Here is a 13,648-nt window from a genome sequence, read left to right as displayed (position 1 = left end):
AACATTACGCATGCTTGCGCTCCTTAATGACGTTACGCGCCGCTGAAGGTCAGGCGCAGCAGGGCGAACAGCAGCAGCGCCAGCGTCGAGGCGATAAGCATTAACCACACCGAGCGGGGAATATCCTCCACCGCAACCTCGCGCCGGGCGTCACCTATCCACGGTTTTTCCACCCATTCGCCAAAGTAGCGGTTCGGCCCGCCGAGGCGAATGCCGAGCGCCCCCGCGACCGTGGCTTCGGGCCAGGCGCAGTTAGGGCTGCTGTGCTGGTAACGGTCGCGCCAGCCGATGCGCAGCGCGGCGGCCGGGTTAAGGCGGCAAAGGGCGGCGGCGCAGGTGAGCAATAACCAGCTTATCCGCGCCGGGAAAAAGTTCGCCGCGTCGTCCATGCGGGCGGAGACCATGCCGATATGCCGATATTTTTCATTCTTATAACCCACCATCGAATCGAGCGTGTTTACCGCTTTGTAGGCCATCATCAGCGGCGCGCCGCCGAGCAGCAGGAAAAAGAGCGGCGCGATAACGCCGTCGACGCTGTTTTCCGCCACCGTCTCCACCACGGCGCGGGTGATGTGCGGCGCGTCGAGTTGCGAGGTGTCGCGCCCGACGATGCGTGAAAGCTGCTGGCGGCTGCGCGCAAGCGAGCCTGAACGCAGCGCCCGTTCCACGCCGCGCGCTTCATCGGCAAGGCAGCGTGCGGCAAGGGAGGTGTAAATCATCCAGACCTCCAGCAGCCAGCCGAGCCACGGGTGGACGGCCTGCGCCGCTTTTACCGCGCCGAACGCCGCGGCGAAAGTTACGCCCACCACCACCAGCCACAGCAGCGCGCCGCCTGCCCGAAGCTCTCGCGGCGAATGGCAACGGGCGCGAATGCGGTTTTGCGTAAAGGAGATGAGCGTGCCCATCCAGCGTACCGGGTGAGGCCAGCGCGGCGGGTCGCCAAGCAGCAGATCGAGAGCAAACGCGATAAACCAGGCAAGCAGCGTCACTGGCGCGCACCTGATAACGGAAAAAAACAGAGGCGGTATACTGCTGACAACATCGGCCTTCCTTATTGGCGGGGCGTCAGCCGCAAAAAGACAACTTTCGCCGCCAGGATGAGAAGCAAAAATCTTGCCTCAGCAACGGGCCGGTATACCAATCTTTTTTCAGAAAAAACAACAAAAGGTGATGAACGCTCGCGCGGCGGAATCGACGGGCGCGCCTGCCGGCCTGGCTTACGGCGTCTGGCCTTTGGCCCGGCCCTGCCGCTGGCGGTTTCAGAACGCGGGCAAAATGAAGAGGTTCGACTGGCAGGCGGCAAACGGTGAAAATCCGCAGTGTCGTCAACGCGGTGAGCGAAGCCTTCGCGCCGCACGCGCCGCCTTTTCCTGTCGATCAGATGAAAGCTTCGCCCCCGTCAATTTCCTAAAACGCGGCCGTAACGGCTGCTTCCGGCCCTTAACGGCGCATTTTGACGCTTTTTCGCGTGATATGAATCACATTACTTACCCCCGTTCTGCGGCTGGTTAACCGCTTGTCCGGCTATACGACCATTCAGTCTGGCTATATTGCCGCTTAAGGATTTCTTACCCCGCCATTCCGGTCGTTTTGTCATCATAGACAGCATGGCAAAAGCCTCGCTTTTTTTCTTACCTCCGGTGCGGCAACGGATTTCTGCCGTGAATGTACTTACGTCTGACAAACAGGTTCTTCCATGAACGCAAAAACACTTTTTAAGCACTTGCCCTGGCTTGTCCTGGGAATAATTGGTGCGTTCTGCCTCGCTATCGTCGCCCTGCGACGCGGCGAGAGCGTGAGCGCGCTGTGGATTGTGGTGGCTTCGGTCTCCGTCTACCTGGTGGCTTACCGCTACTACAGCCTCTATATCGCCAGCAAGGTGATGAAGCTCGACCCGACGCGCTCCACCCCTGCGGTTATTAATAACGACGGTCTGAACTACGTGCCGACCAACCGTTACGTGCTGTTCGGCCACCACTTCGCCGCTATCGCAGGCGCGGGCCCGCTGGTAGGCCCGGTGCTGGCGGCGCAGATGGGCTATCTGCCCGGCACGCTCTGGCTGCTGGCGGGCGTGGTGCTGGCGGGCGCGGTGCAGGACTTCATGGTGCTGTTCATCTCCTCCCGCCGCAACGGCGCTTCACTTGGCGAGATGATTAAAGAAGAGATGGGTCCGGTGCCCGGCACCATCGCGCTGTTCGGCTGCTTCCTCATCATGATTATTATCCTGGCGGTGCTGGCGCTGATCGTGGTGAAAGCGCTGGCGGAAAGCCCGTGGGGCGTCTTTACCGTCTGCTCAACGGTGCCGATCGCGCTGTTTATGGGTATCTACATGCGCTTCCTGCGTCCGGGTCGCGTGGGCGAAGTTTCCGTTATCGGCATCGTGCTGCTGGTCGCCTCCATCTGGTTTGGCGGCGTGATTGCCCATGACCCGTACTGGGGCCCGGCGCTGACCTTTAAAGACACCACCATCACCTATGCGCTGATAGGCTACGCGTTTATCTCCGCGCTGCTGCCGGTATGGCTTATCCTCGCGCCTCGCGACTATCTCGCGACGTTCCTGAAAATCGGCGTTATTGTCGGCCTCGCGATTGGCATCGTCATTCTGAACCCGCAGTTGAAAATGCCGGCGATGACGCCGTTTATTGACGGCACTGGCCCGCTGTGGAAAGGCGCGCTGTTCCCGTTCCTGTTTATCACCATCGCCTGCGGCGCGGTTTCCGGCTTCCATGCGCTGATCGCCTCCGGCACCACGCCGAAGCTGCTCGCCAACGAAACCGATGCGCGCTTTATCGGCTACGGCGCGATGCTGATGGAATCGTTCGTGGCGGTGATGGCGCTGGTAGCGGCATCTATCATCGAACCGGGTCTCTACTTCGCCATGAACACCCCGCCTGCGGGCCTCGGCTTCACCATGCCGAACCTGCATGAACTGGGCAGCGCCAACGGTCCGGCGATCATGGCGCAATTGCAGGACGTCACGGCCCACGCGGCGGCGACCGTCAGCTCCTGGGGCTTTGTGATTTCTCCGGAACAGATCCTGCAAACCGCGAAAGACATCGGCGAGCCTTCCGTGCTGAACCGCGCAGGCGGCGCGCCGACGCTGGCGGTAGGCATCGCGCATGTGTTCCACAAAATCATTCCGGCAGCCGACATGGGCTTCTGGTATCACTTCGGCATTCTGTTCGAAGCGCTGTTTATCCTCACCGCGCTGGACGCAGGCACCCGCTCCGGGCGCTTTATGTTCCAGGATCTGGTGGGCAACTTCGTGCCGTTCCTGAAGAAGACTGACTCGCTGGTGGCGGGCATTGTGGGCACGGCGGGCTGCGTGGGCTTGTGGGGCTACCTGCTCTACCAGGGCGTGGTGGATCCGCTGGGCGGCGTGAAGAGCCTGTGGCCGCTGTTTGGCATCTCCAACCAGATGCTCGCCTCCGTAGCGCTGATGCTCGGCACCGTGGTGCTGGTGAAGATGAAGCGTACGAAGTACGTCTGGGTGACTATGCTGCCGGCTATCTGGCTGCTTATCTGCACCACCTGGGCGCTTGGCCAGAAGCTCTTTAGCACCAATCCGAAGATGGAAGGCTTCTTCTTCATGGCCAGCGATTACAAAGCGAAAATCCTGGCGGGTGGCGCGGAGTTGACCGCGGAGCAGATCGCCAAAATGAACCATATTATCGTTAACAACTACACCAACGCCGGGCTGAGCATTCTCTTCCTGATCGTGGTTTACAGCATCCTTTTCTATGGCATTCGCACCGCGCTGCAAGCGCTGCGCGCCGACAGGCCTGTGGCGAATGAAACGCCCTATGTGCCAGTGCCTGCCGAAGGGGTAAAAATCTCCTCAGGTCATTAATCGCGACCGTAACGCGCCCCGCCTCCTGCGGGGCGCGTGCTTTATCAGGATAACGCTATGTTTGGTCAATTAGGCGAAGCGGCAAAGTATCTGGGCCAGGCGGCCCGCATGTTGATCGGCATTCCCGACTACGATACCTATGTGCAACACATGAAACAAAACCACCCCGATAAGCCTTGCATGACGTACGATGAGTTTTTCCAGGAGCGTCAGCAGGCGCGTTACGGCGGGAGTGGCAAAGGCGGCATGCGCTGCTGCTGAAATTAACGGGAGAAAGATGATGCAACCTGTAGCGGTAACGCTGTTGACCGGCTTCCTCGGCGCGGGAAAAACCACGCTGCTGCGCCATATTCTTGAGGCCGATCACGGCCAGAAAATCGCAGTTATCGAAAACGAATTCGGCGAGGTGCCGATTGATAACGCCATCATCGGCGACCGCGCCACGCAGATTACAACCCTGAGCAACGGCTGCATCTGCTGTAGCCGTTCCAACGAGCTGGAAGACGCGCTGCTCGACCTGCTCGACAAGCGCGACAGCGGCGAAATCGACTTCGACCGGCTGGTCATTGAGTGCACCGGCATGGCGGACCCCGGCCCCATCATTCAGACTTTTTTCGCCCATGAAACGCTGTGCGAACGCTATCTGTTAGACGGCGTGCTCACGCTGGTTGACGCGGCGCACGCAGAGCAGCAGATGGACCAGTTCACCCTGGCGCAGTCGCAGATTGGCTACGCCGACCGCATTCTGCTCACCAAAACCGACGTGGCGGGGGAAAACGACGCCCTGCTCGCCCGGCTTGCGCGCATCAACGCCCGGGCGCCCATTTATACCGTGATTCATGGCGACATCGACCTCAGCCTGCTCTTTAACGTGCAGGGCTTTATGCTGGAAGAGCGCATCGTGGAGAAAACGCCGCGCTTTCGCTTTATCGCCCCGGCGCAGAACGAGGTCGAATCGATTGTGGTGAATCTGGACTATCCGCTGGCGCTGGATGCGGTCTCGCGCACCATGGAAGGGTTGCTGCTCGATTTCGCCGACCGCCTGCTGCGATACAAGGGCATGCTGTTTATTGAAGGCGAGCCGCGCCGCCTGCTGTTTCAGGGCGTGCAGCGCCTCTACAGCGCCGACTGGGACCGCGAATGGGCGCAGGATGAACCCCGCCAGAGCACGATTGTTTTTATCGGGCTGCAACTGCCGGAAGAGCAAATTCGCGCAGCCTTCGCGGCGCTGGAGCCGAAAGGTTAACGGCGAAATAATATAATCGCGGCGGCTTGCGGGCCGCCTTTTTTTATTACGCGTTTAAATAATATTCGTTGCACCGCGTTTAATTCTGTTAATAAAAAGCGCAACGCGGAAGAAGAGAATAACGACGAATTTTTAGCAGTGCGTTTAACGGGTTCTTTTTAACGGCGACTTACGCCACCGGCTTACCAGCCATTCAAACTCCTGCCAGGTGGTTTCAGAATGAATATATTCCCTTACGGCTTTAATTAATGGTTCCGCATTATTCCACGTCTCCATGACGGTGGCGTAAGAGGTTCGCTTAATCATATTTTCGTTATAAATACCTTCCCGAATGCTGACGGCGACCCGCTCATAAAAATTCAGAATGTATTGCAGTTTACGCCGGTCGTTCAGTTCTTCCGGCGTCACAGGGGAGTCAGGCGACGGAAAGACATACGACCGGAGGGATTTTTCAGAAGAGTGAACCTTTTTCAGAACATGAAGCGCTTCAAGATATTCCTGATCTTTTCTGCTTTCGAAAAGAAAAGCGGCCGTTTGCGTTTTCTTTGCCGTCCGGACGTTATAGACAATAGCTATCGTGGCAACGATAACGCCAATAAATACGAGAGCAGTATTGATTAAGTGTAAATTACCGGTTTCCATAATCATTCTATTCATCCATAAAAAAGGCGGGAAGAACCCGCCCTGAAGTCGTTAAAGCCAGTCAGAAACCATCAAATTCATCAAATGCCTTTTTCATATGACCTCCTTAAATAATGAGAGAGTGACCGCTTCCCGATAATATTACGTAAACCAATTTGGCGGCGCAAAATAAATTATCACGGCCTGCGAGTCATGCCGCAATTAAATAACCGGCTTTTGCAACATTTGCCGGCGCCGCGCGTTGCTCCTTGCTAAAAATCATGACCCTGCTCGCGCCGCATTGTGCGAAGTTACAACGATGATGTTGTTTTGTTGATTTTTTGTTGTGAATAAGCCCGCAACTTGCCCGGGCGTCCCTCCTCTAGACTGCTGTCATCGCCATTGAGCTTTGTCAGGAGAGACCCATGAGCAGCACCTCCGCCGACTTTCAGAATTTGTATGAGGCCCTGCGCCGCAGCGCGGAGCGCCGCCCGGACGCGCTGGCGCTGGCGTTTGAAAACGAGCGTTACCGCTACCGCGATTTTTATCAGCGTGTTCAGCAGACCATGGCGCAACTTGCCCACGTCTGGTCATTGCACAAAGGAGACCGCATCGTGCTCGCCTTTGGCAACCGTCCCGCCTTCTGCGAAATTTTCTTCGCCGCGATGGGCCTTGGCATTGAGGTGGTGCCCTTCAGCACCAAGCTCAAACAGGAAGAGGGCGAAGGGCTGGTGGCGCATATCGCGCCGCAGGCGGTTTTTTATGACGCTAACGGCCAGGACTGGCTTTCCCGCACCGAAGGGGCGCGCTGCGTTTCTCTCTCGCAGTGGCATGCGCTCGCGCTGCCCGCCGGGGCTTCGGCGCCAGGAGCGCGCGTAAGCCGCAACGATACCGCCGTGATAATGTTTACTTCCGGCACCACCGGCGAGCCGAAAGGCGCGGTGATCACCCACGGCAATCTGTTGTGCGCCGTAGACGCTTACGCTCACGGGCTTTCGCTTGGCGAAAATGACAGCACCGTGCTGGCGGTGCCCATTTATCACATCACCGGCCTTTCCGCCCTGCTGGCGCTGTTCGTCTATCTGGGCGCCGCCATCTGGCTCCAGCTGCGTTTTAATGCGACAGAGGTGATGAACACCGTGCGCGACCAGGGCATCACCTTTCTGCACGGTTCGCCCACGGTCTTTATTCTGCTCTGCCAGGCGGCGAAGGCGCAGAGCGAAGGCGTGCCGCAAACCTGGCCGACGCTGCGCGCCGTCGCCTGCGGCGCAGGACACCTTAACGAAGGGCTGGTGCGCGAGCTTAAAGAGCGCTTTCCCCGCACCACCATTCACCCCATCTATGGCCTGACGGAGACCACCTCCCCCGCCACCATTTTTCGGCAGGATGTCTGGGGCAGCGCCAAAAGCGGCAGCTCCGGGCAGGCGATCCCGGGGCTGGAAATCGCGGTGTGCGACGATAACCAGCAGCCGCTCGGCGTAGAGCAAATCGGCCACATCTGGCTTAAGGGCGAAGTGGTGGTGAATGAATACTGGCAGCGCAGCGAGCGCCGCCCCGCCTGCAATCCCGCGGGCTGGTTTAATACCGGCGATATTGGCTATCTCGATGTCGATGGCTACCTGTTCATTAAAGATCGCAGCAAAGACATGATTAACCGCGGCGGCGAGAAAATTTACTCCATTGAGCTGGAAAACATTCTTTCTACCTACCGCGGCGTGAAAGAGGTGGCCGTCATCCCCGCCCCCAGCCCGGTTTATGGCGAAGAGCCGGTGGCGTTTATCGTCGCCGATAGCCAGCAGAGCCTGACCAGCGAGGAGATCCTGGGCTGGCTGAAGGCGAAGGTGGCCCGCTTTAAGCTGCCGGCGCGCATTATTTTCACCCGCACTCTGCCGCGCACCCACAACGGCAAAATCAGCAAGCGCCAGCTGCGCGCGCGGCTTGCTGAATACATCCCTTATTTCGCCACGGAGGAGAGAAAGTGAAAGCGACATTTATCAGCGCCGACGCCGCCGCGCGCCTGGTTAAGAACGGCGACACGGTGTGCACCGTCGGCATGACGCTCATCAGCGCGGCGGAATCGATCCTCAAAGCCATCGAAGCGCGCTTTCTGGCGGAGAATACGCCGCGCGACCTGACGCTTGTACACGCCGCAGGCCAGAGCGACCGCCAGCGCGGCAACCAGCACTTCGCCCATCCGGGGCTGGTGACGCGCATTATCGGATCCCACTGGGGCCTTGCCCCGCGCTGGATGGCGATGATCAATAACGACGAGGTGGAAGCCTGGTGCCTGCCGCAGGGCCAGATGGTGCACCTTTACAGCGCGATGGCGGCAGGGCTGCCGGGACGGCTTTCGCAGGTGGGCTTAGGCACCTTTGTTGACCCACGCATTGAAGGCGGGCGCATGAACCGCCGCACCCGCGAGCAGCCGAACCGCGTTGAGCACCATACCTTTCGCGGCGAAGAGTTTCTCTTCTACCCCGCTATCCCGCTGGATGTCGTGATTGTGCGCGGCACGCACGCTGACGAAGACGGCAACCTGACCACCGACGAAGAGGCGATGAAGCTCGAGGTGCTGCCCGCCGTGCTGGCGGCGAAGCGCTACGGCGCAACAGTGCTGGCGCAGGTGAAATACCGCGTGGCGCGCGGTTCGCTGCACCCGAAAAGCGTCACCGTGCCCGGCACATTAATTGACGCCATCGTGGTGTGCGACGAGCCGGAAACCGACCATCGCCAGACCTCTGGCTGGGCCTTCGACCCGTCGCTGTGTGGCGATATCCGCCTGCCGGTGAGCGAAAGCGCGCCGCTGCCGCTCAGCCTGCGCAAGCTGATTGGCCGCATCGCCTGCCGCTACCTGACGCCGGGCTGCGTGATTAACCTCGGCACCGGCATTCCCAACGACGTCATTGGCGCCGTTATTCACGAAGAAGGCGTCGGCGATGCTGTCACCATTACCGTGGAATCGGGCATTTACGGCGGCTTGCAGGCAGGCGGCACCGATTTCGGCATCGGGCGCAACCTCACCGCCATGATAAGCCACCAGGACCAGATGCTTTATTACAACGGCGCCGGGGTGGATATCACCTTTATGGGCGCAGGCGAAATGGACCCCAACGGCCACGTCAACGCCACCCGCCTGGGCGCATCCTGCCCCGGCGCAGGCGGGTTTATCGATATCACCCAGAACGCCCGTCACGTGGTCTTCTGCTCTTCTTTCACCGCCAAAGGGCTGGAGATCGCCTGTGAAAACGGCGAGCTACGCATCGTGCAGGAAGGCGAAGTCTGCAAGTTCGTCAACGCTGTCGATCAGATCTCTTATAACGGCGAGCTGGCCCGTCAAAAAGGCCAGACGATGCACTACGTTACCGAGCGCGCGGTGTTCGAGCTGCGCCCCGAAGGGCCGGTGCTGGTAGAGATTGCGCCCGGCATCGATCTTGAGCGCGACGTGCTCGCGCAGATGGCGTTCCGCCCGCTTATCGCGTCGGATTTAACTGTGATGGACAGCGCGCTGTTTGAAGAAGCCCCCTGTGGCCTCGCCGCCGCGCTCGCCCGCCACGCCTCTTCAGACCAGCAAGGAAACGACAAATGAAACTCACCGGTAAAACCGCCATTGTGACCGGCGCCGCCCGCGGCATCGGCTTCGGCATCGCTCAGGTGCTCGCGCGCGAAGGCGCGCGGGTTGTTATCGCCGATATGGACCCGCGCGGCGAAGAGTCCGCCGCCGCCCTGCGTCAGTGGGGCAACGAGGCGCTGTTCATTACCTGCAATATCAGCGACAAAACGCAGGTGGAAGCGCTGTTCGAACAGGCCGAAGCGGCCTTCGGCCAGGTCGATATCCTGGTGAACAACGCGGGCATTAACCGCGACGCCATGCTGCACAAGCTGACGGAAGCGGACTGGGACACGGTCATCGACGTTAACCTCAAGGGCACCTTCTTCTGCATGCAGCAGGCGGCCATTCGCATGCGCGAGCGCGGCGTTGGCCGCATCATCAACATCGCGTCGGCAAGCTGGCTTGGCAACGTCGGCCAGACCAACTACGCCGCCTCGAAAGCGGGCGTGGTGGGGATGACCAAAACCGCCTGCCGGGAGCTGGCGAAAAAAGGGGTAACGGTGAACGCCATCTGCCCGGGCTTTATCGACACCGACATGACCCGCGGCGTGCCGGAAAAGGTGTGGGAGATGATGATTAACAAAATTCCGGCGGGCTTTGCGGGCGAAGCGAAAGACGTGGGCGAATGCGTGGCGTTTCTCGCCTCCGACGGCGCGCGGTACATCAACGGCGAAGTGATTAACGTCGGCGGCGGCATGGTGCTGTAAGGAGCAAAGATGAAAAACCCAAACGATATTGTGATTGTCAGCGGCGTTCGCACCGCTATCGGCGCGTTTAACGGCAGCTTCGCCCACACCCACCAGCACGACCTGGGCGCGGCGGTGATTCGCGAAGCGGTCGCGCGTGCGGGCATCGCGCCCGAAGAGGTGGACGAAGTGGTGGTGGGCAACGTAGGTCAGGTGGCGGAAAGCGGCTTTATCGCCCGCGTCTGCCAGCTTCGCGCCGGGTTGCCAAAAGAGACCACCGCCTATTCCGTCAACCGTCAGTGCGGCTCCGGTTTACAGGCAATCGCCGACGGCATGATGGCTATCCAGACCGGCCAGGCGAACGTGGTGGTTGCCTGCGGCACCGAGAACATGACCCAGCTCCCCTACTACCTGCGCCAGGCCCGCGACGGCTATCGCATGGGCAACGGCGTGCTGGAAGATGGCCTTATCTCCATCCTCACCTGGCCGGAAGGACCGTACCACAACGGCATGACGGCGGAAAACGTCGCTGAACGCTTCAACATCAGCCGCGACGCGATGGACGACTTCGCCTGGTCGAGCCAGCAGAAAGCGCTGAAGGCTATCGCCGAAGGCTACTTCCGCGAGCAGATTCTGGGCATTGAGGTGCCGGACGGCAAAAAAGCGACTCGCCTGTTCGATACCGACGAACACCCGCGCAACACCCCGCGCGAGAAGCTCGCCAGCCTGCGCCCGGCCTTTAAAAAAGAGGGCGTGGTGACGGCGGCGAATTCCTCCGGCATTAACGACGGCGCGGCGGCGCTGGTGCTAATGACCCGCGATCAGGCGGAAAAACGGGGCTTAACGCCGCGCATGCGCATCAAAGGCTGGGCGGTGGCGGGCTGCGGCGCGGAGATCATGGGCTTTGGCCCGGCGCCGTCCACCCGCCGTTTAATGGACAAGCTCGGCCTGGATATTCAGTCCGTCGATCTGATCGAACTGAACGAAGCCTTTGCCGCTCAGGCGCTGGCGGTGATGAACGATCTGAAGCTCGATCCGGCGCGTGTTAACGTCAACGGCGGCGCTATCGCGCTCGGCCACCCGGTGGGGGCGAGCGGGGCTATCCTGCCGGTAAAACTGATGTATGAGATGGAACGCCGCGGCGCGCGCACCGGGCTTGTGACGATGTGCATCGGCGGCGGACAAGGGATTTCAATGCTGTTTGAGCGCGAAGGCGCTTAAGAAGAACGGCCCGATGTGGGGCATCGGGCCGGGACGTCGTGCGGGTCATCGCCCCTGCGACAACGTGAGCTGACACAGCGGGATCTCGCCGATCCCGGCAAAGGTCTTTGACCGTTACAACGGGAGAATAGTAACCATGTCCGCAATAAATGAAAAGGCGACGGGGAGCGCGCAGGCGCGCATCACCCATAAAAAGATCTACCGCCACCTGCTGCCGTTACTGATCGTGGCTTACATCATCAGCTTTATCGATCGCACCAACATCGGCATGGCGAAAGCCAGCATGTCGGTGGATCTCGGCCTCTCCGCCACGGCGTTTGGCCTGGGCGCCGGGCTGTTCTTCCTGACCTATTCGGTGCTGGAGATCCCAAGCAACCTCTTTCTGGCGAAGATCGGCGCGCGGCGCTGGATAGCCCGCATCATGATTACCTGGGGGGTCATCTCCTGCGCGATGGCCTTCGTCACCGGCCCGTGGTCGTTCTACGCCATGCGCCTGCTGCTGGGCGCCGCCGAAGCGGGGCTTTATCCCGGCATTATTTACTATTTAACGCTCTGGTTTGGCCGTGAAGAGCGCGCCAAAGCCACCGGCCTGTTTCTGCTCGGCGTCTGCTTCGCCAATATTATCGGCGCGCCGCTCGGCGGCCTGCTGCTGAACATGGACGGCATCGCGGGCTGGGCGGGCTGGCAGTGGATGTTCTTTATCGAAGGCTTACCGGCGGTGGCGCTGGCGTTCGTGGTCTGGCGAGTGCTGCCCGATAAACCCGCCGACGCGAAGTGGCTTGATAAGCAGGACGTGGCGTTTATTGAAACCACCCTTGCCCGCGAAGCGCGCGAGGCGAGCCATGCGCCCTCCGCGTTCTCGCTGAAAAAAGCCCTTTCCACCCGCGTTTTCCTGCTGCTGGTGCTGATTTACTTCACCCACCAGTTCTCGGTGTACGGGCTGAGCTACTTCCTGCCGGGCATTATCGGCAGCTGGGGCAGCCTCTCCCCGCTGCAGGTGGGCCTGCTGACCGCCATTCCGTGGATTGCGGCGGCCTGCGGCGGCGTGCTGCTGCCGCGCTTCGCCCGCACGGAGAACCGCTCGCGGCGCATGCTGATGGTGGGCTACCTGGTGATGGCGGTAGGCATGGTGATTGGCGCGACGGGCGGCCCGACGCTTGCGATGCTCGGCTTCTCCATCACCGCGTTTATGTTCTTCGCCGTGCAATCCATCATCTTTAGCTGGCTGCCTTCCATCATGAGCGGCAGCCTGCTGGCGGGCAGCTTCGGCCTGCTTAACTGCCTCGGCCTGTGCGGCGGCTTCCTCGGGCCGTTTATCCTCGGCGCGTTTGAAGACCGCACCGGCTCCGCCACCTCCGGCCTGTGGTTCGCCGTGGGGCTGCTGGTAGTCGGCGCGCTGGTCGCCACGCTTATCCGCAGCCAGGTTTCCCCTTCCCTTGCCGCAGGCCCGGTGGCGCGCGGCGAAAAAGTCTGAGCAGGAGAACGTCATGCGTATTGAAGTGTTAGTCGATTTGAAAACCCGGCTTGGCGAAAGCCCGCTCTGGGACGTGGAACAGCAAAGGCTCTACTGGGTGGACAGCCAGGACGGGCGCGTTTTCTCCTGCAACGCGCAGGGCACGGCGATAAAAAGCTGGGACGTGCGGCAGAAAATCGGCTCCATGGCCTTACGCCAGAACGGCGAAGGGGCGGTGGTGGCGCTTGCGCACGGCGTGCATCTGCTTGATTTCGCCAGCGGCGAGCTGGAGTTGCTGCATAACCCGGAGGCGGATAAACCGCACAACCGCTTAAACGACGGCAAGGTGGACCGCCAGGGGCGCTTTCTGTTCGGCTCCATGGACATGCGCGAAGAGGAGCCGAGCGGCGCGCTCTACCGGCTGGACACCGACCTTACCCTGTACACGCTTGAGCGCAACATCATCTGCTCCAACGCGCCGTGCTGGAGCCCGTCCGGCGAGACGTTTTACTTCGCCGACACCTGGACGGGCGAGATCCGCGCCTGGGATTACGACACCGCCACGGGCAACCTCTCCCGCGAGCGCGTTTTCTGCAAGGTAGACCGCAGCGAAGGCGGCGCGGCGGACGGCGCGACGGTGGACAGCGAAGGCTGCCTGTGGAACGCGCTGGTCTACGCCGGCAAGCTGGTGCGCTATACGCCGGACGGCGAGGTAGACCGCATCATCGACATGCCGGTGAAGAAAGTGACCAGCGTCATGTTCGGCGGCGAAAACCTCGACGTGCTCTACGTCACCTCCATGGCGCAGCCGCCCCTGCCGCGCTTCCCGGAAGATAACCAGCTGCGCGGCAGCCTGTTTGCGATTTACGGCTTAGGCATCACCGGCGTGCCTGAGCGCCGCTTCGCCGGTTAATTGCCCTCGCCGCGAAAAACAAACCTAACACGCGGCGTTTCTCTGACC

General features: G+C 60.6%; 11 protein-coding genes. 9 read left to right on the top strand and 2 right to left on the bottom strand.

All coding sequences use genetic code 11. From position 1 onward, the window contains the following. Nucleotides 1-32: 32 nt before the first annotated feature. Nucleotides 33-989, bottom strand: coding sequence for an adenosylcobinamide-phosphate synthase CbiB (gene cbiB / locus IEX01_RS10635; RefSeq protein ID WP_188723813.1), 957 nt, complete (start codon nucleotides 987-989; stop codon nucleotides 33-35). A gap of 707 nt (nucleotides 990-1,696) precedes the next feature. On the opposite strand from cbiB, the gene IEX01_RS10630 reads away from it, so the two are divergent. From IEX01_RS10630 to yjiA, 3 genes are read left to right on the top strand one after another with little or no spacing between them, the layout of a single operon-like run. Then, the gene (locus tag IEX01_RS10630; protein WP_024558994.1) at nucleotides 1,697-3,850 is read left to right on the top strand and encodes a carbon starvation CstA family protein; all 2,154 of its coding nucleotides are present in this window, start codon (nucleotides 1,697-1,699) and stop codon (nucleotides 3,848-3,850) included. Nucleotides 3,851-3,907: 57 nt separating this feature from the next. Beyond that, nucleotides 3,908-4,111, top strand: coding sequence for a YbdD/YjiX family protein (locus IEX01_RS10625; protein WP_024558993.1), 204 nt, complete (start codon nucleotides 3,908-3,910; stop codon nucleotides 4,109-4,111). A gap of 19 nt (nucleotides 4,112-4,130) precedes the next feature. Continuing rightward, nucleotides 4,131-5,096: a GTPase gene (gene yjiA / locus IEX01_RS10620; RefSeq protein WP_188723939.1), complete on the top strand. Its 966-nt coding sequence runs from the start codon at nucleotides 4,131-4,133 to the stop codon at nucleotides 5,094-5,096. Nucleotides 5,097-5,240: 144 nt separating this feature from the next. On the opposite strand, the gene IEX01_RS10615 is transcribed toward yjiA, so the two are convergent. Then, a complete protein-coding gene (locus IEX01_RS10615; protein ID WP_125454240.1) occupies nucleotides 5,241-5,738 on the bottom strand; it encodes a DUF4760 domain-containing protein in 498 nt (165 codons plus the stop codon). 404 nt (nucleotides 5,739-6,142) lie between these two features. On the opposite strand from IEX01_RS10615, the gene IEX01_RS10610 reads away from it, so the two are divergent. The 6 genes from IEX01_RS10610 to IEX01_RS10585 all read left to right on the top strand — a co-directional run bounded on the left by IEX01_RS10610 (nucleotide 6,143) and on the right by IEX01_RS10585 (nucleotide 13,600). Beyond that, entirely contained in the window at nucleotides 6,143-7,699 is a 1,557-nt protein-coding gene (locus tag IEX01_RS10610; protein ID WP_188723812.1) for a class I adenylate-forming enzyme family protein, read from the top strand. Beyond that, nucleotides 7,696-9,303 (top strand): acyl CoA:acetate/3-ketoacid CoA transferase, encoded by a 1,608-nt coding sequence (locus IEX01_RS10605; RefSeq protein ID WP_028019983.1) that lies wholly within the window; start codon nucleotides 7,696-7,698, stop codon nucleotides 9,301-9,303. The genes IEX01_RS10610 and IEX01_RS10605 overlap by 4 nt, the downstream gene beginning before the upstream one ends. Next, nucleotides 9,300-10,034, top strand: coding sequence for a 3-oxoacyl-ACP reductase FabG (gene fabG / locus IEX01_RS10600; protein WP_024558988.1), 735 nt, complete (start codon nucleotides 9,300-9,302; stop codon nucleotides 10,032-10,034). The genes IEX01_RS10605 and fabG overlap by 4 nt, the downstream gene beginning before the upstream one ends. Before the next feature lie 9 nt (nucleotides 10,035-10,043). Further along, nucleotides 10,044-11,234 (top strand): thiolase family protein, encoded by a 1,191-nt coding sequence (locus IEX01_RS10595; protein WP_029590441.1) that lies wholly within the window; start codon nucleotides 10,044-10,046, stop codon nucleotides 11,232-11,234. Between the two features lie 136 nt (nucleotides 11,235-11,370). Next, a complete protein-coding gene (locus IEX01_RS10590) occupies nucleotides 11,371-12,708 on the top strand; it encodes an MFS transporter (protein WP_048887961.1) in 1,338 nt (445 codons plus the stop codon). A 13-nt stretch (nucleotides 12,709-12,721) separates the two neighbouring features. Next, nucleotides 12,722-13,600: an SMP-30/gluconolactonase/LRE family protein gene (locus tag IEX01_RS10585; RefSeq protein ID WP_188723811.1), complete on the top strand. Its 879-nt coding sequence runs from the start codon at nucleotides 12,722-12,724 to the stop codon at nucleotides 13,598-13,600. Nucleotides 13,601-13,648: the final 48 nt, after the last annotated feature.

The sequence above is a fragment of the Franconibacter daqui genome (assembly GCF_014644275.1).
In the GTDB taxonomy this organism is placed as follows: Bacteria; Pseudomonadota; Gammaproteobacteria; order Enterobacterales; family Enterobacteriaceae; genus Franconibacter; species Franconibacter pulveris.
The sequence above is the reverse complement of the archived record's forward strand: the minus strand, read 5'-3'. Positions and strand labels throughout refer to the sequence as shown.